Source organism: Rhodococcus globerulus NBRC 14531 (genome assembly GCF_001894805.1).
Taxonomy (GTDB): Bacteria; Actinomycetota; Actinomycetes; order Mycobacteriales; family Mycobacteriaceae; genus Rhodococcus_F; species Rhodococcus_F globerula.
This window is the reverse complement of record NZ_BCWX01000001.1, coordinates 1,369,238-1,392,930: the sequence shown is the minus strand read 5'-3', so window position 1 is coordinate 1,392,930 and position 23,693 is coordinate 1,369,238. Positions and strand designations below refer to the sequence as shown.

Sequence of the window (23,693 nt, the reverse complement as noted above, 5' to 3'; positions counted from 1 at the left end):
TCAGGCGCACACGAGTTGCTTACGTGGTCTGCCCCTCGGCCTCTTGGTTGCTATGACGGCACCGTGGTCGAGGATTTCTCCGCCCCACACTCCCCACGGCTCTTCGCGGTCGAGAGCTGCACCCAGGCAGAGGGAGCGGATGGGGCACTGCGCGCAGAGCGCCTTGGCTTTTTCGAGTTCTGCCGGGGACTCCGCGAACCACAGATCGGGATCGGATACGCGGCACGGCAGGTCGTGGCGGGTGGAAGCGATCTCGATGAATGTGACGGCTCGACATGTCTGGGTAGACAACTCGTCTCTCCTAGCTTGGATGCGACAGGCGTGTCGCAAAAAATGGGTTCGATGGGTGCGAACCACAACCGAGCGGGAAACCGGAAAGCACGGGATCCAACACAAAGGCCACGGTCCGCGTAATGCGGGGTCCGTGGCCGTAAGTGAACGGATGTGTCCTATCGAGGATTTTCTCGATGGCTTAGAGACACGGACCTGATTGCTGCTGGGTGCAGCTGGGCGGCGGCAACAGCGAACTGTTCACGCACGGGGTACGAAATCATGTTCGTCATTTTTGCCACCTCCATTTCTGATCGGTCCGGATAATTTTCAGCGCACGAGTCTCCCCGTAGCACTGGAAACCAGACTAGAGAATTCTCGGAAACTGCACAACCTATTTTTGACCTGCAGTTTTGCAAATAATGAGGACGTCTTCGCCGTAGTCCTCGAGTTTCTTCGGTCCGATTCCATTGATGGCCACCAGGCCCCGAGCGTCCTGTGGTCGTTGCTCGGCGATCGCAGTCAGCGTGTTGTCGCTGAACACGACGTAGGCAGGCACCTTTTTCTCGCGTGACTTGTCGAGACGCCACGCACGCAGGTTCTCGAGCAATTCGACGTCGATGTTGGACGGACAATTCTCGCATCGACCGAGCATCGTGGCCGACGTTCCCATGAGCGGTTTTCCGCAGACACGGCAACGCTGACGCTTCTTGCCAGACTGCGCGGGCGCGGCAATTCGTGAGGCCGGCGAGTCCTCGGGGATCAACCCGTTCAGGAACCGTGAGCGGCGTCGGGATTTCCGGCCGCCCTCGTTGCGCGCCAACGCCCAGGACAAGTGCAGATGCTCACGGGCGCGGGTGACACCGACATAGAGCAGTCGACGCTCTTCTTCGACCGCTGCCTCATCGGGGGCGGAGTTGGAATCGCCGAGCACGTGCTGGATGGGGAGGGTGCCGTCGTTGAGACCCACGAGGAAAACGGCGTCCCATTCGAGGCCCTTGGCGGCATGCAACGACGCCAACGTGACGCCCTGGACCGTCGGTGGGTGCCGCGCTTCGGCCCGCGCCGTCAACTCCTGCAAGAGACCGGGAAGCGTCAGTTCGGGATCGTGCACCAACTGCTCCTCGGTGAGCGCAACGAGCGCGGTCAGTGACGCCCAGCGCTCGCGCGCCTGCGTACCGGCTGGTTCCTCGTTGGTCAGTCCGAGTGGTGCCAGTACCGCCCGGACCAGCGAGAGAAGTCCTGAGCCGCTGTCTGCCCCTTCAGGAAGGTCGTCACGACCGCCGGCCTGCCGCAGCGCCGTCACCGCCTGACGAACCTCGGTACGAGTGAAGAAACCCTCGCCGCCGCGCACCTGGAACGGGATGCCGAGCTTGGTGAGTGCCTGCTCGTGCACTTCGGACTGCGCGTTGATCCGGTACAGGATCGCGATCTCCGCCGCCGGTGTGCCTGCGGCGATCAGACGTTTCACCGACCGGGCTATCGCGAGTGCCTCGGACGGTTCGTCGTTGAACTCCGCGAACTCGGGCTCGGGACCCGGCGCGCGTTGTCCGATGAGTTGCAATCGGGTACCGGCGATTCGCCCGGTGGCAGCGCCGATGACCCGGTTGGCCAGCGAGACGACCTCGGGTGTGGAGCGATAGTCACGTTCGAGCCGGACCACTGTTGCCTCGGGAAACTTCCGCGAGAAGTCGAGCAGGTAATTCGGTGTAGCTCCGGTGAACGAGTAGATGGTCTGGTTGGCGTCGCCGACCACCGTGAGATCGTCGCGGTCGCCGAGCCACGCGTCGAGAACCCGCTGCTGCAGCGGCGTGACGTCCTGATATTCGTCCACGACAAAACAGCGGTAGCGCTCACGGAACTCGTCGGCCACGGACGAGTGCTCCTCGAGGGCAGCAGCGGTGTGCAAGAGGAGATCGTCGAAATCGAGCAGCATGCCGTCCTGGCCGCGCGCCTTCAATTCCTCGTACGCCGCATAAACCTGCGCCACCTTTGCCGGATCGGCCGGTGCCTCCCGGCGGAACTTGGCAATGGTGCGCGGGTAATCCTCGGGCGCGATCAGCGACGCCTTGGACCACTCGATCTCACTCGCGAGGTCGCGCACGCTTTCGGTGCTGGTCGGCAAACCAACCCGGGCTGCGGCGCTGCTGACAACAGCGAACTTACGATCCAGCAGACGCCATTCGGTATCGCCGATCACCTGCGGCCAGAAGTACTTGAGTTGCCGCAGCGCAGCAGCGTGGAACGTGCGCGCCTGTACCTGGGGGCCGCTGCCACCAACACCCAATTCCCGCAGTCGGCCGCGCATTTCACCGGCTGCGCGCGCGGTGAACGTGACCGCCAGGACCTGCCCGGCCTGCACATGACCGTCGGCAACCAGGTGGGCGATTCGCCGGGTAATCGTGCGTGTCTTGCCTGTTCCGGCACCCGCGAGTACACATACCGGGCCGCGTGGAGCGAGCACGGCGGCTGATTGTTCCGGGTCCAGTCCGGTGTCCGCAGGCATGAGCACCATCATGGCAGGACGTACCGACAGCGCCGCCGCGTGCCCGAGCGTATGTGGGCAAGCGAACACGGCCGGTTACGGAACAACAACCGAACTCGTGGTGTTATATGCGCCGTGACTACTTCCGAAAAAGCTCCTGCCCTCACCATCTACTCGACCACGTGGTGCGGCTACTGCCGCCGCCTCAAGACCCAGCTCAACGCGTCGGGCATCGAGTACACCGAAATCGACATCGAGAACGATCCGTCGGCAGCCGAATTTGTCGGCAGCGTCAACGACGGCAATCACATCGTCCCGACGGTGAAGTACGCTGACGGAAGTGTCGCGACCAACCCGTCGCTCAATCAGGTGAAGCAGGCCCTCGGACTGTAGGGCTCTATTTGACCCAGCTCTCGAGCATTCCTCGCGCAATCGAGATGGAACCGGGTAGGAGCAACGGCGCGTCGGCGTCGGACGCCCAGTCCCCCAGTTCGAGAGCAGATCGCACCTCTTCCTTGGTGAACCACGCTCCCTCGGCGATCTCGCCGTCCGCGAACACCAGCGGATCGGCGGGGTCGCCGATCGCCGTGAATCCCAGCATCACCGAACGCGGGAACGGCCACGGCTGACTACCCAGATACCGGACGCTGTGGACGTCGACGCCCACTTCTTCCTTGATCTCGCGCACCACACACGTCTCGAGTGACTCCCCAGCTTCGACGAAGCCTGCCAGGATCGAGAATCGTCGCGGCGGCCACGTCGGCTGGCGAGCCAGCAGTACTCGATCTGCGCCGTCGTGCACCAGGCAGATCACTGCCGGGTCGGTGCGCGGGAACTCTTCGTGGCCGGTGGTCGTCGAAATGCGTGACCACCCGGACATCGTCGGCTCACTCGGAGCCCCGTCGATCGAGCTGAATCCGGCACTGTCGTGCCAGTTGAGAATGGCGATCGCGCCCGTCAGAAGACCTGCGTCCGCGTCGTCGAGCGTTCCGCCCAACATCCGCAGATCCGACAGTTCTCCGGCAAGGAGTGACACGCGCACAGCCCATACATGCTTGTTGTCACGAATTCCGAGAAACACTGCGCCGCGGACAGGTTCCGCACCCAGGTCGGTGGCCTCGCCGAACACCAACTGCCCGCCTGACACCTTCACCTGACCGCGCGAGTTGACTCGCAAGAGCGACGCGTCACTCCACCCCGCGGTCAGTGCGGCTGCGTCGGACCGTAATTCCTCGGCGCGGCCGACACTCGAGCGGGAAAGCAGAGGCGTTTCGGTCAGCTGGAAGTCGTTCACGCTGACGACATTACTGGGCGCCGAAATACCGGGTTCCAGCTATCAGCTGACAACGCGACGGATGTACAGCAGGCGATCGTCTGCCTCGACAGCGTCGACCTCCGGTGAACCGACCCGGACCAGTCGCCCGTCGCGAACAACGCCCAGCACGATGTCGGACAGGTGACGCGGTGATCCGCCGACCTCGTCACGTTCGACAGCACGCTCGGCGATCGCGAATCCAGCCTCGGGTGTCAGGAGATCTTCGATCATCTCGACGACGGTTGGCGTGGTGGTGGCGATGCCGAGGAGTCGGCCTGCGGTTTCCGACGAGAGGACCACGGAGTCCGCACCCGACTGACGCAGGAGATGCGCGTTGTCCGCCTCCCGGATAGCCGCGGCGATTCTTGCCTTCGGCGCAATCTCGCGGGCGGTGAGCGTCACGAGCACCGCTGTGTCGTCGCGGTTGGTCGCGACGATGATCGAATTTGCCCGTTGCGCCCCGGCGAGACGAAGAACGTCGGACTTGGTTGCCGAACCGAATACGGTCACCAGGCCCTTGGCCTCAGCGGCGTCCAGCACAGCCCGGTCCGTGTCCACGACCACGATCTCGGATGCGGAAACACCGTCACCGATCATGGCTTCAATTGCTGTGCGCCCCTTGGTGCCGTATCCGACGACGACGGTGTGATTACGCACTTGCTGCCTCCAACGCTGAATTTTGAACGCCTGACGCGAACTCTCGGTCAGAGCTGACAGTGTGGTTCCGACCAACACGATCAAGAAGAAGATACGAAGTGGCGTGATCAACAAAACGTTGACCAGACGAGCCGACGGGGTGAACGGCGTGATGTCGCCGTAGCCGGTGGTCGAGAGCGACACTGTGGCGTAGTAGATGCAGTCGAGAAGCGAGAGCTCGTTGTCCTGCGCGTCCCGATACCCCGCACGATCGATGTACACGATGAGCACTGCGGCTGCGAGCGCGCCGAGCGCAACCAGAACGCGCTTGTAGATAGCGCGGGCAGGACTGGTCTGCAGCTGCGGAATCCGCAGCACCCCGACAAGGGCAAAGTCAGGCTGGTCGGCCAATGATTCCGACCTGGAAAAACGCGCCCGGAGCTTTCCGGCCATACTTGCAACTCTCTCACTAGTAACTACGCAGACGCACCACAGTAGTGGCACGCACAGGCTCTGTAAGGCAGGGTAGGTCAATGTCTTCGAAAAGTTCGACATCCAGCCAGGCCGCCGCACTTCGACTTTCCGCTCTACTGCTCGGCGCGGGAACCATGCACTTTGTTGCGCCATCGTTCTTCGACAGCACCGTCCCCCGCCAACTCCCCGGCGAAGCCCGTACATACACCCAGGTATCCGGTGTCGCAGAATTGGCAATCGGGGCCGCTCTGGCCATTCCGAAAACTCGCCGATTGGGAGCCGGTCTGGCAGCAGCGCTGTTTGTTGCGGTGTTCCCCGCCAACATTCAGATGGCAGTGGACTGGTGCCGCAGCAACAAGACGTCCACTGCGCAGAAGGTCGGTTCGATCGCGCGCCTTCCAGTGCAAATCCCCTTGGTGACCGAAGCTCTCAAGGCGCGTCGTAACGCCGGCTAGCTCGAGCTGTCCTCGCGGGCTCCTGCCGTGCGGATGAGGTGCGCCAGCGCTTCACCGTCCGGCAGGTTCTCGGGCGAGATGGTGCGGCCGGTCCGCACGTAGTGGAATGCCGCGCGAACCTTGTGCAGTGGAAACTCTTCCTTCCGTCCCGACGCGCGGGCGCGCGCGGACATCAATTCGCCCCACGCCACGCGGTAGGCGGCCAACTGCATGACCACAGCATCTTCGTTGGCGGCGGACGGTTCAGCTCCGGTCTTCCAGTCGATGACCGTCCAGCCGCCGTCCGAGTCCGCGAACACCGCGTCGATTCGGCCGCGCAAAACCGTTCCGGCGATGGAGGTTTCGAACGGGACCTCCACCTCGACGGGACTGCGGTTAGCCCACGGAGAACGCAGGAACGCATCCTGCAGTTTGATCAGATCGGTTTCCGGGCCGGCTCCGGTATCGGCGGCGCCCGGCAATTCGTCGAGATCCAGCAACCGTGTTGCGCCGAAGCGTCGCTCGATCCACGCATGGAATGCCGTACCTCGCCTGGCCAGCGGGTTGGGCGGATACGGAAGAGGCCGACGCAATCGAGCCGCGAGTTCGTCGGGATCAGCTTTGAGGTCGACCAACTGTGTCACCGAAAGTTGTGCCGGGAGAATCACTTCGGCACGAGCATTGGCGCGGGCCTCTCGTTCTGCCAGGAGCACCGTCACATCCGACGCCCAATTCTCCGGGTCGTCTTCAGGGTCGACTTCAGCGTCGTCAGGGTTGGTTTCAGTGGGCTTCGCCAGCTCTGCCAGTACAGCGGCTGCGCCGGCCTCCACCGCGCCGCGCCGTGAACCGAGCGGATCCGGTGGCCACTGAGCAGTTCTCGGTGTGGATGCCAACGGATTCTCGGTGTCGGGTTCGGGGTCGGGCGCCCAGGTCTCGACAACGCCGATGTCCCCGGTTTCGGTAACCGTCTGGTGCAGTTCGGCCAGGAACTCCGACGGTCCTTTGGGATCGGCTCCCGACTCGGCCCAGTGGTGCGCCGAAATAAACAGTGCCCGTTCGGTTCGCGTGAGGGCAACGTAGAACAGGCGCCTGTCCTCGTCGAGTCGGCGATCTCCGAGAGCCTGCTTGTGCGCGTCGATCGCGTTCTGCAGATCCTTGCGGTTGTAGACATTCTCGAGGTCGAGCACGGGAACACCGTCGGCCGAATCTGCGTCGACGGCACGGTCACCGCGCAGCGAAGGCGGCAATTCTGCAAGCGCACCCAGCCACGAACCGGACGCCGTCGAGGACGGGAACACACCGTCGCTGACGTGCGGAACGGCAACAACTTCCCATTCCAGTCCCTTCGCGGAGTGCACCGTCAGAATCTGGACCCGATCCGGCGCCACCTCCACTTCGCCGGGCGTCAGCCCTTTTTCGATCTGTTCGGCGGCTGCGAAGAACGACAACATACCGGTGAGATTGGCGGTGGGACGCGTCGCGTAGTTGGCAACAACATCGGCAAAGGCGTCGAGGTGCTCACGACCTGCGGTACCAAGCACACCGAGTCGCGTCCGTGCACCGGCCTCGATTCCGATGCCGAGCACCCTTTCGACCTCTGCCACCAATTCTGTGAGCGGTTGTCCGATGCGTTCACGCAACGAGGCCAGCTCACCGGCCACGGCGCCGATTCGCGCATAGCCGAGCGCCGAATAGTTCTCGGCCGGACCAGGATCCGAGATCGCATCGACCAGCCCCGCCTGCTCGGCCTGCTCACCGGGCAGCGAATCCTGCACGGCCTCGGCCAACGCAGCCGAATCGGTGACGGCACCCGCCGTACCGTAACCCGCAGAAATCGCAAGCTCCCGAGATCGCTTCGACAGTGCGGCAACGTCCTTGGCACCGATCTGCCAGCGCGCCCCCGTCAGCAGGCGCACCGCGGCGCTGCCCGCCAACGGATCGGCTACTACCCGCAGCATCGCAATGACGTCGGCAACTTCGGGTGTGTGCAGGAGTCCACCGAGGCCGACCACCTCGACCGGCAAGCCGGCTGCTCGCAGTGCTTCGGCCAGCGGCGCGGCGTCGGCATTGCGACGGATCAGCACCGCTGCGGTAGGCGGCGGTCGATCATCGGCGCGCGCAGCGTCGTACTGCTCGGCAATTTTCTGCGCCACCCACTCTCGTTCCTGCTCGACGTCAGGCAACAATGCGAGCCGGACATCGCCGGCAACTGCCCCAGGCCGGGCTCGCAAGGTGCTGACGGCAACGCCGCGTCGACGAAGCGGCGCAGACGAGAGATTGGCAAGTTCGAGTGCCTCCGGCGGATTGCGCCAGCTTGTCAACAATTCGAGGGTCGGAGCCGGGTTTCCGTTCGCGAGTGGGAAATCCGTCGCAAAGCGTGGGAGGTTGGCTGCCGATGCGCCGCGCCACCCGTAGATGGACTGCATCGGGTCGCCGACGGCTGTCAAAGCCAGGCGGGCGTCGGTGCCGCCGCCGAACAACGAGGACAGCAACACACGCTGAGCGTGACCGGTGTCCTGATACTCGTCGAGGAGCACCACCCGGAAGCGACTCCGTTCTGCTTCTCCCACTTCGGGGTGCCCCGAAGCAACGCGCGCCGAGAGAGACATCTGACTACCGAAGTCGAGGGCTCCTTCCCACCGCAACGTCTCGGACAATCTCGCAACGAGCGGCAGGAGTTCGACACGCTTGTGCTGGACCTCGAGGTATCCGAGCAGTTCCTTGCTCGGTCCGCCGCGCTGCTTCGGCCCGGCAGGCAACGTGTGGATCAACGCGTCGAGTTCCGCGTGCGCACCGCGCAGTTGATCTGGGTCCACAAGGTGCTCGGACAGTTGACCGGCAAGTGCCAGAACGGTTTCGGTGATCGACCCCGGATTCTTGTCGGTATCGAGATCACCGTCCCAGCCGCTGACAACTCGGTGCGCGACCTGCCACAGTTCCGTCTCCGAGAGCAGAGTCGCCGACGGTTCGATAGGCAGAAGCAGACCATGTTCGGACAACAACCGGCCCGCATACGCGTGATACGTGCTGACCTCGGGTTCGCCGGCCAAGATTCGCGCACGCACTCCCCCGGTGGGGTCGAGGGCGCGCAGAACATCGGAACCGGCAAGCCGGGCCAGTCGCTTGCGAATGCGAGTGGTGAGCTGCTGCGCGGCTTTTCGGGTAAACGTCAGACCCAGCACGGCCTCGGGGTCGACAAATCCGTTGGCCACCAACCAGACGACGCGGGCAGCCATTGTTTCGGTCTTGCCGGCGCCGGCGCCCGCGACAACCAGCGTCGGGCCCAGTGGTGCGGCGATGACCGCTGCCTGTTCCGGCGTCGGTGGGTGCTGGCCGAGAGCGAGCGCAAGATCGACCGGGCTGATCTTGGGTCGCCGCGCCTTGGATGCCATCTAGGAACTCACCTGCCGTCCTTCGTCGTGGGCGGGGCAACTGGACCGCACCGGGCAGTGGCGGCATCCGTCGTTGACCCGGGCCAGATACTGCGGCCCCTGCGTTGCGGCAGCGGCATTGTGGATGACATCACGCCACATCTCGACGGCCTCGGCGGTCAGCGGCGGCTGAACACGCTGCGTCGCACCGTCTTTCTTGTTGGACTTCGCCACGAATACCAGCCTGGCCCCACCGGGTTGCGTCGCCGGCTCGCCCGCTATCGCCCCTTCCGCTGCCGCCACCTGATAGGCCGCCAATTGCGCATGGGACTGCGCCGCGTCGTTGCTGACCGGGTTTCGCGCAGTCTTGACGTCGATAACGACGGGACGCCCCTCGGTGTCGCGCTCGAGTCGATCGATGCGGCCGCGGAGCTTGACGGCCGGTTCCCCCTCCTCCCGTGGTTCGAGAATGCCCTCGACCGCGACCTCCACACCGACTTCGGTGAGTTCGCCGCGGGTGGAACTCATCCAGGCCGTGAACGTGGCCAGCATCTCGCGGGTGCGATTGAGTTCCCGGCGCGAGTACCACTGCGAACCCAAGTCGATTGATTCCCAGGCATTTTCGAGTGCCTTCTCGACCTGATCCGGTGGTATACGCCCGGCGAGTGCCTGAACGAGAGTGTGGACGAGCGTGCCCGCGATGGCATGGGTGGTGTCGCCATCGGAACCGCCATGACGTTCGAACACCCAACGCAGCGGACATGTTTCGAGCAACTCGATGGTGGACGGCGAGAGCGCCACCGGGCCGTCCTCCGGCTGCCACAACGGTTCGACAGTGCTGGGCGAGCTGGTGCCGTACCACTGATCGGGGTGCGCGCCGCGCACTCCCGCTGCGGCCAGACGCGCCAATTGACGAGCTGCACGCGCATGCTTCTCGGGATCGCCCGCGGCGAGGTCCGGATCGCAGACCACACTGCGCAATTGGGCGACCAACGCCGGCAAGGACAACACCCGGGTGTCACCGGGTTCGGGAGCGGGCACCGCCGGTTCACCTGCGCCGTCGTCATCGAACTGATCGCCGCGCAGAAGCTCGTCGACAAATCGTGACGGCACCAGATCGGTATCACCCGAGGCGGATTCGACGGCTGTCACCAACAACCGGCGGCGTGCGCGAGAACATGCCACCAGGAAGAGTCGACGCTCCTCGGCCAGCAGCGGCGCAGTTCTCGACAACCGCTCTTCGGCGGAATCGCTGCCGTCCGACACACCGTTGATCAAATCGATCAGCGCCTCCGTCCGAAGGAGCGAACCGCGTGCCCGCAAGCTGGGCCACAGCCCTTCCTGAACACCGGCCACCGCGACAACAGCCCACTCACGTCCGGCCGCTGCGTGCGCACTGACAACAGTGACCGCATCCGGCGCGATCACCGAGCGCGAGCGCGAATCGGTGGGGATCTCCTGACTGGTGAGGTAGTCGACAAAACCCGCGAGCTGCGAACGCGGCAAGCGGTCCACGTAAGTGGCTGCGGCATCGAACAGCGCAACTACTGCGTCGAGGTCGCGATCTGCCTGCGAGCCGATCGGACCGCCGCGCGCCGACGCGGCCGCCCAGCGGCGTTCGAGCCCGGTGGCCTGCCACGCCGCCCACAGAACTTCCTCGACGCCGAGTCCACGATCGAGCGGCACGCGGGCTTTGCGCAATACCGACAGCACTCGATTCAGCGCGGCAGATTCGACGTCGGTCAGCTTTGCGGTCAATCGCTTGGATTGCGCTCGGTCCTCGTCGATCAGGATGAGCCGCAACAGTTCTGCGGAATCGCGATCCTTCCCCGAAGCAAGTTCGATGCGGCGCAGACCGCGCCGCAACCGCCGCAGTGTCACCGGTTCGGCGCCGCCGACGGGGCCGGACATGAGCGCCAAGGCGTCGTCGCCGGTGAACCCGTCTCGCCCGAGCGCCCGAAGTAGCAGGAGAAGCCCGGACACTCCGTGTTGACGGGCAAGTGGGAGTTCGGTGGCTGCGGTGGTGACTGGGACGCCTGCCGCCAGCAAGGCACGTCGAAGCGGAGCCAAGGTTCGCGGAACCGAACGCACGATGACGGCCATGTCGGACCACGCAATGCCGTCGAGGAGGTGCGCGCGCCGCAAGGTGTCCGCGACCACTGCCGCTTCCTTGGCTGTGGTGCCCAAGACTCGCACCGACGCGTGAGCGGGATTGTCACCCGACAGGTCGGCGGGTACCGCAATCCGGTGAGCGAGGTTGCCGGGCAATCGTGCGGCGACCTTCGCCGCAATGGCCGCGACGTCGGCGTTGTTGCGGTACGTAGTGGGCAGGATGACTGCCCGCTCGTCGCCCTTGTCCGCCAGGTCGAGCAGGAAACGGGAATCAGCCCCGCGGAATCCGAACACGGACTGATCCGGGTCGCCGGCGATCACCGTCGTTGCCGTTCCGGTTCCGATCAGCCGAACCAATTGCGCGGCTTGCGGATCCAAGTGTTGAGCATCATCGACAAGGAGGTGACGGATGCGGGCGCGCTCGGATCGCAACAACTCGGGGTCCGTGGCAAACGCGGTGAGCGCAGCACCGATCAACTCGGCGGCATCAAGTGCCGGCGCCGTCGCCTCCGGGGCTTCGACTCCCACGGACGCGCGCAACAGAACTCCCTGCTCGTACACCTCGGCGAATCGTCCGGCAGCCACCCATTCCGGACGGCCTTTACGCTTGCCGAGCTTGATCAGATCTTCCGGTCCGAGGCCGCGTTCGTTGGCGCGCAACATCAGATCGCGCAGTTCGACGGCAAACCCGTTCATGCCCAGTGCCGGCCTCAGTCGCTCCGGCCAGTACCGCGCGCCGTCCTCGATGTCGCCGCGCAACATCTCACGCAACACCGCGTCCTGTTCGGCCCCGGTGATCAAACGCGGCGGAGCGTTGCCGTGCGCTGCTGCCTGCAACCGCAGCACCGCAAACGCGTAGGAGTGCACGGTGCGGACCAGCGGTTCCCGAGTTGCCTGCGGGCCACGCTCGCGTTCGAACCCGAACAGGCCCGCGGTGATCTGTTCGCGCACCGCTGTTGCCGCCCGACGCGACTGTGTGAGGACCAGAACGGATTCCGGGTCTTCGCCGCCGGAAATCTTGGCAACCGCCAGATCGACCAGTAGTGACGACTTGCCGGTTCCCGGACCGCCGAGCACCTGCCAGGGATTCCACTGCTCACCGCCGAAGGCCAGCATGAACGGATCGTCGGCGGGCTCCGCGAACAATTGCGCAGCGGCGGCGTCCCACTTCCGCGGAACGAGTGAGGGCGCGGCCCGGTGCACCAACCGCGCCCGCGGGATGGTGTTCTTGGTGCGCGCCGGCGGTGGCGCCACAATCGTCTCACTCACCCAGGCATTCCATCAGAGGGCACCGACACGGCACACATCGCCCGCGTCGGGCAAGATTGGCCTGTGCCCGCACTCCACACCTATCTGTACGGCCCGGCCGGTGCGCCGGAGATACTCTCGTTGCACGGTCTGACCGGCCACGGCCGACGGTGGCAGTCGATGGCCGAGAATCAGCTCCCCGACGCTCGCTGGATCGCTCCCGATCTGCGTGGTCACGGCCGCTCGACCTGGTCTCCCCCGTGGAATATCGAGGCGCATGTTGCCAGCCTGATCGATACCCTGGACGAGCATGCGTCCGGCCCGGTCCTGATCGTTGCCCACTCGTTCGGCGGCGCTCTGGCGCTGCATCTCGCGGCGACTGCACCGGACCGCGTCCGCGGATTGGTATTGCTCGATCCTGCTATCGGACTCGATCCGGAGTTCATGGGCCGAGTGGCCGAACTCACCATCGGTTCACCGGATTACACGGATGCAGCCGAGGCGCGTTCGGAAAAGGTTCACGGCTCATGGGGAGAAGTTCCCACGGCGGTACTGGACGAGGAATTCGAAGAGCATCTGATCCACCTCGACAACGGACGCGTCAACTGGCGACTCTCCACTCCCGCCGTCGTCACGGCGTGGGGAGAACTCGCTCGGCCATCGGTACTGCCACCGAGTTCCATGCCGACGGTGATCGTCCAAGCTATGAAGGTGCAACCGCCGTACGTCACCGACGAGTTCCGCACGGCAATCACCGAGCACCTCGGCCCGAACCTGACCAGCGTCGAGTTCGACTGCGACCACATGGTGCCGCACGTGCGCGCCGACGAGGTTGCGGCCCTGATCCGCAAACTACTCTGAGACTCAGACAATGGCCGCCACCACAGACGAACAGATCGAAGAAGTCCGCCGACTCGTCGCGTCCATACCCGCCGGATGTGTCGCCACCTACGGCGATATTGCCGATGCTGTAGGGCTTTCCAGCCCACGCACGGTCGGGTGGATCATGCGTACCGACTCCTCGGATCTCCCCTGGCATCGGGTTCTGGGTGCATCCGGGAAACCCGCAACTCACCTGGCGCATCGACAGATTGCGAAGCTGGAATTGGAGGGCGTGCCGATCAAGGACGGCCGGATCGACATGGCGCGCGCACGGCACACCTTCCCGTAAGGCAGCATGGACGCATGAACGCCCATCCGCCTACCTGTGCGCTGATACTTGCCGGCGGACGCGGCACCCGGATGGGTGGTGTCGACAAACCCGGACTTGTGGTGCACGGTCACCGTCTGCTCGACATTGCACTCGCTGCAACAGCACATTTAGGCACGACGGTGGTGGTCGGACCGCATCGCGACGACCTCGACACCGGGGTCGTGCAAACCCAGGAGTCGCCGATCGGCGGTGGGCCGGTCTCGGCACTCTGGGCAGGATTGAACGCCGTTGAACTAGCCGACGACGCAGTAGTGGTCGTCCTGGCAGCCGATCTGCCACACGTCAGTCGCGGGGTCGTCGACTCCCTGATCGACTCAACGTCACACCTGGGCCCAGTGACGTGCGCGGTCGACGAGAACAACCGAACGCAATTTCTGTTGTCCGCCTGGATATTCCATGAACTACGTGAGCGCATCGCGACACTTCGGGAGAGTGCCGGTCTCGACAATCAGCCGATGAAGAAGCTACTGACCCAAGGATTCTCGACGCTCCACGTGAGTGGGACAGCCGACTGCGACACTCCTGAGGATCTCGAACGGGCGCGGGAGCTACCTCGACTGACAATCGCGGGGGCCCGCGCAGCGATTGCGGAGTCGCTCACACCCCTGCGCCCCCAGCGAGCAGTGCTGGCCGAAAGCTACGGTGCGACGCTCGCCGAACCTCTTGTTGCACAGGGCGATCTACCACGATCTTCCGTCTCCGCGATGGACGGCTATGCCGTTGCGGGTGACGGTCCCTGGCGGATTCGCCAGGAAGTACGCGTCGCCGGCTCCGACGCCACTCTCGAGTTGGCAGACGGTGAAGCAATCCGCATCGCGACGGGCGCACACCTCCCCACCGGCGCAAGCGCAGTAATCCGGGACGAACACGTGGTCGCCGACGGCACTCCCACGTTACTGACGCTGCTGCCGAACACACCGCAGCGCAACGACGCTCGGCCGCAGGGCGAAGACTGGACCGTCGGTTTCACCATCGCACCGGCAGGTACACCGGTGACACCGGTACTCGTCTCCGCGGCCACCAGCGGTGAAGTTGTCGAAGGCCTGGTTCGCGGCCCGGTGCGTGCGCGGGTCGTGACAACGGGCGACGAAATCCGACGAGACGGGCCACTGCGCGAAGGCCAGACACGCGATTCCATCGGCGGCATCCTCCCGCTTCTTCTCGGGCGATGCGGCGCGGCATGCATCTCCGACACCCATTTACGCGATACCGCAGACGGTTTCGAGACCACTCTCGGTGCTGACGACGGCGCCGATCTCATCGTGATCGTCGGTGCGACGGGCGGCGGCGCTGCCGACGAAATGCGCTCTGCCCTGGACCGTCTCGGCGCCCACACCGTTGTCGGCAGGGTCGCGTCGCGTCCGGGCGGTTCACAGATCACGGCAGTCCTGCCCACCGGAAAGGTGGTGCTCGGCCTTCCCGGAAATCCTTATGCAGCAGTGACCACACTGTTGACAATGCTGCCCACCATTGTCAGTGCGCTCACCGGGCGAACTCCGTTGCCTCCGTTGCTCGGAATTGTCGCGAATGCCGCCGAGGTCAGTTCCGATGCCGTGCGACTACTTCCGGTCACGCAGACCGATGACGGCCGCTGGCACGCAGACCCTTCGGTTCGCACCTCACATCTGGCGGGCTTGATAAGCAAGGCAGCGTTTGCGCTTGTGCCCGCATCAGCACCCGACAACGTCGTGGCCGAACTCGTTCTGCTGGGATAAGGCTCACCATTCCTGGTACGACGTCGACGGCGCACTGGTCCCGAGCAGTCTCAGATCACCGCCACGCCGCGGCGAGCCGCCGAATACCGGTCGACCACAAGGTCCACGACACCGGGATCTACTCCGAGAGGTTCGGTGACGCCGTCAGCGCCTGCCGCACCAAGACGTTCGTGAAACAATCCGTGCGCAAGAAGATATGACGCGATGAACACGCGGCGCGCGCCGCGAACTCGGGCTGCTGCAACAACATCCGCCACCTTGGGTGTTCCGGTTGCGATATACCCGATATCGACTCGCGTGTCGGCCTGCTCCGCCAACATCAGGGCGGCGCGCTCGACATCGCGCAGGGCGCGCGAATCGGAAGATCCTGCTGCGGCAAGGACTATCGCGTCGCCGCTGCGCCAACCGGCGTCGCGCAATCGGCGCATCAGGACACTGGCCAACGCGGGATCAGGACCGAGCGCAGGCGTGACGGTGACGCCCTGGTGCCCACTGCCTTCCACTTCGCGTCGCACATCGGTGTGAACGTGATATCCCGACGCCAGGAACGCGGGCACGAGAACTGCCCGGCCGGGGATGTCGCGGAGAACCTCCGACGGCGACGGACCCAGGACGTCGACAAAGGCCACCCGAGTTGCACCTACCCGGGCACTGACCGCTTCGGCCAGTGCCGCAATCATTTCCACGCCCCGCGCACTTCGTGTGCCGTGCGCTACCAGAACCAGGACGTCGCTAGAGCTCTGCGTATTCGGTGGGATCGAGTGCAAGACGATAACCTCGCTTCACAACGGTTTGAACGGCTTTGGGAGCGCCGAGGCACGCACGCAGGCGTGCGACGGCGGTTTCGACGGCGTGTGTGTCGTCGCCGCTGCCCGGAAGGGCGGCCAACAGTTCGGCACGAGAGACCACGTGCCCCGGCCTCGCTCCGAGAGATCGCATGAGAGACATACCGGCCGGCGACACTGCTCGGACTTCCCCGTCTACGACAACGCAACCACCGCGGATACTGATTTCGTGGTCACCCGCCTGAATACGGTTGGCACGCTGCGGAAGTTCGTCGACAATGTGTCGCGCCAAGGCGCCAAGGCGAGCCCTGGCCGGTGCTGTGGTCGGGACCTGCAATGCCTCCAGCGGCGCGGAGGTCACCGGCCCGACGCACACTGCCGTCACCGGTCCGCGCATGGCATCGAGAATGCTGTCGAGCCGCCCCGTCGTATCGGCCCGCATCAGGATCGACGCCACCGCCGGCGCACTGGTGAAGCTGACAGCATCAATTGCAGATGACGCGATGGCCTCGATCATCCGGTCGAGCAGAGTCGGATCTTCCGGAGGTTCCCAGCGGTAGACCGGCACTGCGATGACCTCGGCACCCGCGTCCCGCAGCACCTGACAGAAATCGGGAATCGGTTCCCATTCCGTAGTGGCGCCGTGCAACTGGACGGCAATGACCTTTCCCGCAACACCCTCCGCAAGCAGGTGTTCGAGTACTTCAGCCGACGATTCGGAGGCCGGAGACCATTCTTCGCGCAGGTCCGCTGCGCGAATCGCACCTTTGGCCTTGGGCCCGCGGGCCAGTAGACGTGCCGAAGTCAGTGCCGCGGAGAGATTCTCGGCCTCACCCCACCCGTCCGCAGCTTCGAGCCAACCACGAAATCCGATACCGGTCGTGGCAACAACCACCTCGGGCGGACTCGCGATGATCTGCTGCGTCACCCGCTCCAATTCACGGTCGTCGGCGAGTGGGATGATGCGAATTGCCGGAGCGTGCACCACTTCTGCTCCCCGACGCGTCAGCAGCATCGCAAATTCATCGGCACGGCGCGATGCCGTGATCCCGACCGTGAACCCCGCTAGTGGCATGTTGTCATTCACGAGACGGATTCGACAGCCCGAATAGTGCTGTGCACCTGCACCACGCCGGCCCAGACCCTGATCTCGTACACCGGTAGCGACACCGATTCGTCGTCGAGTGCCCGGCCGTCGACCAGCGAGAACGCCTGCTTGAGCAACGGCGACACCACGATCGGCTCACCGTCACGGTCTCCGACCAGTCCGCGTGACATCACCGAGGCGCGTCCATACGGATCGAAGTTGCCGACGGCACGCAAGGTGCCGTCCTCGAGGAGGAACAGCGCCACCTGCTCACCGCCGCGGAGCAGCACTGCTACCCCGCGTCCAGGGATGAGGTGACTCAGTGGGCACGCCGAAGTCCATTCCAGTCGTTCGGAATCCAGCTTGGCGATCTGCGCATCGATGACACTCATCGAAGTCCTCCTGTCGATCCGGCGACAACGCCGCACGGGTTCTTGTATTAGTTTGTACGGACCCCGTGTTACCCACGGGTTACGCAGCGATTACCGGCGCGTAGGGATGCTCGGCATTCCCATCAATACGGGAACCTTGCGCACTCCGGTCTCGTCGAACACGACCGTCGGGTCGGCTTCTTCCGGCGCATTGACAAACGACACGAACCGCGACAACTTCTCCGGATCACCGAGCACACCGGCCCATTCGTCCTGGTAGCCCTCGACATGCTTGGCCATCAGCGCCTCGAGTTCCTCGCCGATACCCAGGCTGTCCTCGCAAATCACCGACTTGAGGTGGTCGAGTCCGCCGTCCAGCGAGTCCACCCACGGTGCGGTGCGCTGAAGTCGATCAGCCGTGCGGATGTAGAACATGAGATAGCGGTCGATGTACTTGACCAGGGTGACGTCGTCGAGGCCACCAGCGAGCAACTGAGCATGCTTGGGTGACTGTCCGCCGTTGCCGCCCACATACAGATTCCAACCGTTCTCCGTCGCGATGACGCCGACGTCCTTGCCACGGGCTTCGGCGCATTCGCGGGCACATCCCGAGACGCCGAACTTGATCTTGTGCGGCGATCGCAGGCCGCGGTAGCGGTTCTCGAGGTCGACGGCCATTCCTACCGAGTCCTGGACGCCGTAGCGGCACCAGCTCGATCCGACGCAACTCTTGACCGTTCGCAGGGACTTGCCGTACGCCTGTCCCGACTCCATTCCCGCGTCGACCAGGCGCTTCCAGATTGCCGGCAACTGCTCGACTCGAGCGCCGAACAAGTCGATGCGCTGGCCGCCGGTCACCTTGGTGTACAGACCGAAATCACGCGCCACCTCACCGATCACGATGAGCTGTTCTCCCGTGACCTCGCCGCCGGGCATGCGCGGTACGACCGAGTAGGTGCCGTTCTTCTGAATGTTGGCCAGGAAGTGGTCGTTGGTGTCCTGCAGCGACGCCTGCTGACGGTGCAGGATGTGATCGGAATCCGTGGACGCCAGGATCGACGCGACGACGGGCTTGCAGATATCGCAACCGGAACCCTTGCCGTACTTGGCAATCAGAGCCGAGAAGGTTCGAGTCTGCGTCGACTGCACGATCTGGAACAACTCTGCGCGTGACTGCGCGAAGTGCTCGCAGAGCGCCTTCGACATCACGACGCCCGAATCGGCGAGCAACTGCTTGACAGTCGGAAGGCAACCGCCGCAGGTGGTTCCCGCGCTGGTGCACGCCTTCACAGACGCGATGTCGCACGCGCCCGCCGCGATCGCGCCGCAGATGGCACCCTTCGTCACGCCGTTGCACGAGCACACCTCGGCATCATCCGGCAGCGATCCCGCACCCGGCTTCTCCCCGGCAGGCGAGATCAATGCCGCTGGGTCACCGGGCAGTTCGCGACCGACCAGCGGTCGCAGTGACGCGTACGCCGACGCGTCCCCCACAAGAATTCCGCCGAGCAGGATCTTCGCGTCGTCCGAGACGACAAGCTTGGCGTACGTTCCCTTGGCTGCGTCGCTGAGGACTACTTCGAGAGCACCGGGCGAGGTGGCCATCGCGTCACCGAAGCTGGCGACGTCGACACCCATGAGCTTGAGCTTGGTGGACATGTCGGCACCCGGGAAATCTGCGGCGCCGCCGAGCAGACGGTCGGCCACGATCTCGGCTGTCGTGTAGCCGGGAGCGACCAGTCCGTAGCAACGGCCTTCCACCGCAGCACATTCACCGACTGCGTAGATGTTCTCGTCCGACGTGACGCAGCCGAGGTCGGTCAGGATTCCGCCGCGCTCACCCACTGCGATGCCGGCGTCGCGAGCCAGCTGATCGCGCGGACGAACTCCGGCCGAGAAGACCAGCAACGACGCGTCGATGGTGGAGCCGTCGGACAGTTCGACCACAATTCCGTTGTCGGCCTGCGAGATTCCCGCCGTTCCGACGCCCGTGTGGACGGTGAGCCCCAACTCGGTGACGAGTCTAGCGAGCAGAGCGCCGCCGCCCTCGTCGACCTGCATCGGCATAAGACGCGCATTGTGCTCGACGACGTGTGCCGTCATTCCCATGAGCGAGAGAGCATTTGCGGCCTCGAGTCCGAGAAGACCACCGCCGACCACTACGCCGACGGCGCCCTTGCCGGCTTTCTCGGCTGCAGCGCGGATACCGTCCAGGTCGTCGAGTGTGCGGTAGACAAAGCATCCGTCGGTGTCGTGACCGTGTACCGGCGGAACAAAGGGGTACGAACCCGTCGCCATCACCAGTGCGTCGTAGGAGAGCGTGTCGCCGGTGGTTGTCGTGACCGTGCGTGCATCTTTGTCGATCGAGAGCGCGCCTTCCCCCACTCGAAGGTCGACCAGGCTGTCGCCGATGTAATCGTTGCCGGCCAGTGCCAATTCCTTGGGGTCCCAGGCTCCGACGTACGAGGACAGCCCGACTCGGTCGTACGCTGCGTACTGCTCGTCGCAGAGTACGGTCACCGACCAGGTGTTTGCCTCGTCGCGCGAACGGAGCGCCTCGACGAAGCGGTGTCCGACCATTCCGTGTCCGATGACAACAACCGACTTGCTCATGACGCGCCTACTTCCTGATGTAACGAGAGAGTTCTGGAGATTCTGCGAGCCGGGCGTTATGCCGTGACCGCAACCTTCGCGTCGTCGACGTCTGTAGTGAGCGTGGACGGCTTGCGCAGGAAGACGAACCAGGTCACTGCGATGCAGGCGATGTAGAAGGCGAGGAACACCCAGAACGCCATCGTCGCCGACTTCGCGGGGCTGGTGTACGACGCGCGCAGCACCAGGTTGATGCCGACACCGCCCAAACCGCCTACCGCACCGGCAAATCCGATGAGAGCACCGGAAATACTGCGCGACCACGTTGCCTTCTCCGCCCGATCCATGTGGTCGAAGCTCTGCGCCTTCGCCTCGAAGATCGCGGGGATCATCTTGTAGACCGATCCGTTGCCGATGCCCGAGAGCAGGAACAGTGCGATGAATCCGAGAACGAACGTCACCATGATCCCGGCACTTGCAACGCCTGCGGTGTTGTCGTCCATCGTCCCGGCCGTCACGAGGACCGATGCCGCGAAGGCCATGCCGACAAACGTCCACATCGTGATCTTTCCGCCGCCGATCCGGTCGGCGAGTTTGCCGCCGAGGGGGCGAGCGATCGAACCGAGGAGAGGACCGATGAAGGCGATCTGGGCTGCATGCAGCGCCGCCGCGGCCGGAGTGGCACCGCCGGCGAGGAAGTTGATCTGCAGAACCTGACCGAAGGCGAAGCTGAATCCGATGAACGAACCGAACGTGCCGATGTACAGGAAGCTGATCACCCAGGACTCGGAGAACTTCAGCGCCGTGGCCATCGAGCGCAGGTCAGACTTCTGGTTACCCAGGTTGTCCATGAACAGTGCAGCACCGACGGCAGCAGCCGCGATGAACACGAGGTAGATGGCGCACACGATCCACGGCGCACGGTTACCGACGGTGGCGATCACCAACAGGCCGATCAGCTGGATCATCGGAACACCGATGTTGCCGCCGCCCGCGTTGAGACCGAGCGCCCATCCCTTGAGCCGCTGCGGGTAGAAGGCGTTGATGTTGGTCATCGACGACGCGAAGTTACCGCCGCCGATGCCTGCGGTAGCCGCCACCAACATGAACGTGGTGTACGACGCACCCGGGTTCATCATCAGGTACAGCGTGAGAAGTGTTGGTATGAAAAGGAACAGCGCACTCATGACGGTCCAGTTGCGACCGCCGAAACGCGCGGTGGCAACCGTGTACGGAATGCGGAGGATGGAACCCACCAAGGTGGGAACCGCAACGAGGAAGAACTTTCCGGCCGCGTCGATGCCGTAGATATCAGTGGGCATGAACAACACCATGACGGACCAGATCGACCAGATCGAGAAGCCGACGTGTTCGGCTACCACTGACCAGATCAGGTTTCGCTTCGCGATGTCCTTGCCGCCGGATTCCCAGGCGTCGACGTCCTCTGCATCCCAATGCTCGATGTAATGACTCACCAGGGCCTCCTGAATGTGTGGGAGACCTAAAGGTAGAAAACGGTTATTGCGCCGGTGCTGCGCGCGGTGACCGAGAAGTCAATTGATCCTCACCCGGTAACAGGACTTGATGTGAGGACTATCGGGCGTGCCAGGAGTCCTCGAGCATCCGCGGCTTGCAGGCCTGATATGCACCGACCAGCACTACGACGACGGCAACGACGAGCAGTCCGAAGGGGGCCGCATATCCATCCGTCGCATCGTGAAACACGCCGAACAGCAACGGTCCGAGGCATGCCACTGTGTAACCGATGCCCTGCGTGAAGCCGGACAATGCCGATGATCCGACGTGCGAACGAGTGCGGAGGTTGATCAGCGTCAGCGCCATCGGGAACGTACTCGGACCAAGACCCAGAACGACAACCCAGACGATCGGCGCGGCCATCGGCGCGAAGTACAGGCCGGCAAAGCCGATCAGATAGCAAGCAGCACAGGCGATCACCACGGGGAACGGATTAGCGATACGAGCGCAGAGCGTCGGCGCACCGAAAGCCGCGACCAGACCCATCACCGAGAAGACTCCGACCATGGTTCCACCGAAGGCATCACTGGCACCGGCGTCGGCGAGGATCGACGGAATCCAGGTGAACATCGAGTACGTGATCAGCGAGGTCATACCGAACATGCCGGCCATCCCCCACGCTACGGGTGAACGCCACACCTGACCGCGGCGACTCGCGTCGACTGCCGGTGCAACAACTGTCTCGGCTTCGGCTTTCCGCGAGCGTGCCAGGGTGATCAGCCACGGTACGGCCGCGGCAAAGCCGAATGCAGCCCACCATCCGATGGAGAACCGCCATCCGAAGGCGTCGGCCACGGGAACCGCGACAAATGCCGGAACGATGGTGCCGATCTGCACGGCGACGATGTAGACCGAACTCATGGTGGCAAGACGATCGGAGAAGTATCGCTTGACCAACGGCGGGATCACGACATTGCCGATACCCATGCCCGCCAACGCGAGAGCCGAAAGGGCCAGCAACGACCACGTCTGAGACATCATGGCGCGCAACAGCATTCCGACGGCAGCCATGATCATGGCCAGCAACGCGGTGCGTTCGAGGCCGAGGCGCTTGGCCAGGGCAGGCGTGAGCAGACCGAAGACGGCGAACATCGCCGTCGGCACCATCCCGAAGACACCGACCACCGAACCGGAGAAACCGAACTCGTCTTGGATCTGCGACGCAAGCGGAGAGAACGACGTCACCGCAAGTCGCAGTACGAGCGCAGACATCGCGATGGCAGCGAATACGAGCACACGGCCTTTGACGAGCGGGCGGCGTTCTGTTCTCTCCAGTTGAGCAGTCACCGAGAAATCATAGGATGACCGGACGAAATGACACAAGGGAGATAATCTAGCGTCACCACCGATCAGTTACCGGAAACCGAGGAACACCACGTGCAACCAGTTCGACGCGCCAGCCTCATCTCACAGGTCACCGAACAACTCCGCGACGAAATACGGAGCGGAACGTGGCCCGTCGGAACAAGGATTCCCACCGAACCCGAACTGACCGAACTGACCGGCACCGGGCGGAACACCGTGCGCGAGGCTGTGCAAGCACTCGTGCACGCGGGCATGCTCGAGCGCCGACAGGGCTCGGGAACCTACGTTGTGGCACTCACCGATCTCGGTGGCACCCTCGGCAACTACTTCGCCGGAGCGCACGAGCGCGACGTACTCGAACTGCGTCGAGCACTCGACATCACCGCTGCGACACTCGCCGCCGCCCGGCGCACCGATGACGACGTCGCCGAACTGACACGCCTACTCGCGGTCCGGGCAGCAACCTGGGAGGGTCACGACACCACAGCGGCCGCCGTGGCCGACGCGGCACTGCACCGCGCGATTGTCGCAGCCAGCCACAATGCGGTGTACCTGGAGTTCTACGATTCCCTGCTGCCCGTCATCGAATCAACGATCCATCAGCACATCGACGCCACCGGAGAAGGATTCCACAGCCGGCATCAGAACCTCGTGACGGCGGTCATCGCGGGCGATACACGGGCCGCATCGGATGCAGCGCGTGATCTGTTCGAAGGTCTGGTCGCCGACTTCGGCTGACCACGC

The 23,693-nt window shown here is 64.2% G+C and carries 18 protein-coding genes; 6 read left to right on the top strand and 12 right to left on the bottom strand.

Features of this window, described 5'->3' with window-relative positions:
• Positions 1-291 (bottom strand): WhiB family transcriptional regulator, encoded by a 291-nt coding sequence (locus RG2_RS06180; RefSeq protein ID WP_045070502.1) that lies wholly within the window; start codon positions 289-291, stop codon positions 1-3.
• Between the two features lie 373 nt (positions 292-664).
• Positions 665-2,788 (bottom strand): ATP-dependent DNA helicase UvrD2, encoded by a 2,124-nt coding sequence (locus tag RG2_RS06175; protein ID WP_033231151.1) that lies wholly within the window; start codon positions 2,786-2,788, stop codon positions 665-667.
• 102 nt (positions 2,789-2,890) lie between these two features.
• On the opposite strand from RG2_RS06175, the gene RG2_RS06170 reads away from it, so the two are divergent.
• On the top strand, positions 2,891-3,148 hold the full coding sequence (locus RG2_RS06170; protein WP_033231152.1) for a mycoredoxin: 258 nt from the start codon (positions 2,891-2,893) through the stop codon (positions 3,146-3,148).
• Between the two features lie 4 nt (positions 3,149-3,152).
• On the opposite strand, the gene nudC is transcribed toward RG2_RS06170, so the two are convergent.
• Together nudC and RG2_RS06160 are read right to left on the bottom strand one after the other, a co-directional pair.
• Complete coding sequence (gene nudC / locus RG2_RS06165) at positions 3,153-4,049, bottom strand: NAD(+) diphosphatase (RefSeq protein WP_033231153.1); 897 nt, start codon at positions 4,047-4,049, stop codon at positions 3,153-3,155.
• Between the two features lie 42 nt (positions 4,050-4,091).
• Complete coding sequence (locus RG2_RS06160) at positions 4,092-5,159, bottom strand: potassium channel family protein (protein WP_033231154.1); 1,068 nt, start codon at positions 5,157-5,159, stop codon at positions 4,092-4,094.
• Between the two features lie 80 nt (positions 5,160-5,239).
• Here RG2_RS06160 and RG2_RS06155 point away from each other — a divergent pair, with 80 nt between their 5' ends.
• A complete protein-coding gene (locus RG2_RS06155) occupies positions 5,240-5,635 on the top strand; it encodes a DoxX family protein (RefSeq protein WP_033231155.1) in 396 nt (131 codons plus the stop codon).
• Here RG2_RS06155 and RG2_RS06150 read toward each other — a convergent pair.
• On the bottom strand, positions 5,632-9,006 hold the full coding sequence (locus RG2_RS06150; RefSeq protein WP_033231156.1) for an ATP-dependent helicase: 3,375 nt from the start codon (positions 9,004-9,006) through the stop codon (positions 5,632-5,634). The two genes, RG2_RS06155 and RG2_RS06150, sit on opposite strands and share 4 nt — an antisense overlap.
• Entirely contained in the window at positions 9,007-12,366 is a 3,360-nt protein-coding gene (locus tag RG2_RS06145; protein ID WP_230589966.1) for an ATP-dependent helicase, read from the bottom strand.
• A gap of 63 nt (positions 12,367-12,429) precedes the next feature.
• On the opposite strand from RG2_RS06145, the gene RG2_RS06140 reads away from it, so the two are divergent.
• From RG2_RS06140 to RG2_RS06130, 3 genes are read left to right on the top strand one after another with little or no spacing between them, the layout of a single operon-like run.
• On the top strand, positions 12,430-13,206 hold the full coding sequence (locus RG2_RS06140; RefSeq protein ID WP_033231157.1) for an alpha/beta fold hydrolase: 777 nt from the start codon (positions 12,430-12,432) through the stop codon (positions 13,204-13,206).
• A 10-nt stretch (positions 13,207-13,216) separates the two neighbouring features.
• Positions 13,217-13,516 carry an MGMT family protein gene (locus RG2_RS06135; protein WP_033231158.1) on the top strand — a complete coding sequence of 100 codons (300 nt, stop codon included), beginning with the start codon at positions 13,217-13,219 and terminating at the stop codon, positions 13,514-13,516.
• 14 nt (positions 13,517-13,530) lie between these two features.
• Positions 13,531-15,273, top strand: a complete 1,743-nt coding sequence (locus tag RG2_RS06130; RefSeq protein WP_033231159.1) for an NTP transferase domain-containing protein — start codon at positions 13,531-13,533, stop codon at positions 15,271-15,273.
• 50 nt (positions 15,274-15,323) lie between these two features.
• Here RG2_RS06130 and RG2_RS06125 read toward each other — a convergent pair whose 3' ends face one another.
• From RG2_RS06125 to RG2_RS06100, 6 genes are all read right to left on the bottom strand, one after another.
• On the bottom strand, positions 15,324-16,031 hold the full coding sequence (locus RG2_RS06125; protein WP_033231494.1) for a sirohydrochlorin chelatase: 708 nt from the start codon (positions 16,029-16,031) through the stop codon (positions 15,324-15,326).
• Complete coding sequence (locus RG2_RS06120; protein WP_033231160.1) at positions 16,006-17,145, bottom strand: uroporphyrinogen-III synthase; 1,140 nt, start codon at positions 17,143-17,145, stop codon at positions 16,006-16,008. The genes RG2_RS06125 and RG2_RS06120 overlap by 26 nt, the downstream gene beginning before the upstream one ends.
• Positions 17,142-17,537 carry a nitrite reductase small subunit NirD gene (nirD, locus tag RG2_RS06115; protein WP_033231161.1) on the bottom strand — a complete coding sequence of 132 codons (396 nt, stop codon included), beginning with the start codon at positions 17,535-17,537 and terminating at the stop codon, positions 17,142-17,144. Before nirD ends, RG2_RS06120 begins: the two co-directional genes overlap by 4 nt.
• Before the next feature lie 90 nt (positions 17,538-17,627).
• Positions 17,628-20,129, bottom strand: coding sequence for a nitrite reductase large subunit NirB (nirB, locus tag RG2_RS06110; RefSeq protein ID WP_033231162.1), 2,502 nt, complete (start codon positions 20,127-20,129; stop codon positions 17,628-17,630).
• A gap of 56 nt (positions 20,130-20,185) precedes the next feature.
• Positions 20,186-21,586 carry an MFS transporter gene (locus RG2_RS06105; RefSeq protein WP_092801120.1) on the bottom strand — a complete coding sequence of 467 codons (1,401 nt, stop codon included), beginning with the start codon at positions 21,584-21,586 and terminating at the stop codon, positions 20,186-20,188.
• Positions 21,587-21,701: 115 nt separating this feature from the next.
• Complete coding sequence (locus RG2_RS06100; RefSeq protein ID WP_051730205.1) at positions 21,702-22,931, bottom strand: MFS transporter; 1,230 nt, start codon at positions 22,929-22,931, stop codon at positions 21,702-21,704.
• A 90-nt stretch (positions 22,932-23,021) separates the two neighbouring features.
• On the opposite strand from RG2_RS06100, the gene RG2_RS06095 reads away from it, so the two are divergent.
• A complete protein-coding gene (locus tag RG2_RS06095; RefSeq protein ID WP_033231164.1) occupies positions 23,022-23,687 on the top strand; it encodes a FadR/GntR family transcriptional regulator in 666 nt (221 codons plus the stop codon).
• Positions 23,688-23,693: the final 6 nt, after the last annotated feature.

Bases quoted from the DNA above. Each gene is read 5' to 3' on its own strand.
- RG2_RS06175 (WP_033231151.1), bottom strand. From the start codon at position 2,788: ATGATGGTGCTCATGCCTGCGGACACCGGACTGGACCCGGAACAATCA.
- RG2_RS06160 (WP_033231154.1), bottom strand. From the start codon at position 5,159: ATGGCCGGAAAGCTCCGGGCGCGTTTTTCCAGGTCGGAATCATTGGCC.
- RG2_RS06155 (WP_033231155.1), top strand. From the start codon at position 5,240: ATGTCTTCGAAAAGTTCGACATCCAGCCAGGCCGCCGCACTTCGACTT.
- RG2_RS06150 (WP_033231156.1), bottom strand. From the start codon at position 9,006: ATGGCATCCAAGGCGCGGCGACCCAAGATCAGCCCGGTCGATCTTGCG.
- RG2_RS06135 (WP_033231158.1), top strand. From the start codon at position 13,217: ATGGCCGCCACCACAGACGAACAGATCGAAGAAGTCCGCCGACTCGTC.
- RG2_RS06130 (WP_033231159.1), top strand. From the start codon at position 13,531: ATGAACGCCCATCCGCCTACCTGTGCGCTGATACTTGCCGGCGGACGC.
- nirD (WP_033231161.1), bottom strand. From the start codon at position 17,537: ATGAGTGTCATCGATGCGCAGATCGCCAAGCTGGATTCCGAACGACTG.
- nirB (WP_033231162.1), bottom strand. From the start codon at position 20,129: ATGAGCAAGTCGGTTGTTGTCATCGGACACGGAATGGTCGGACACCGC.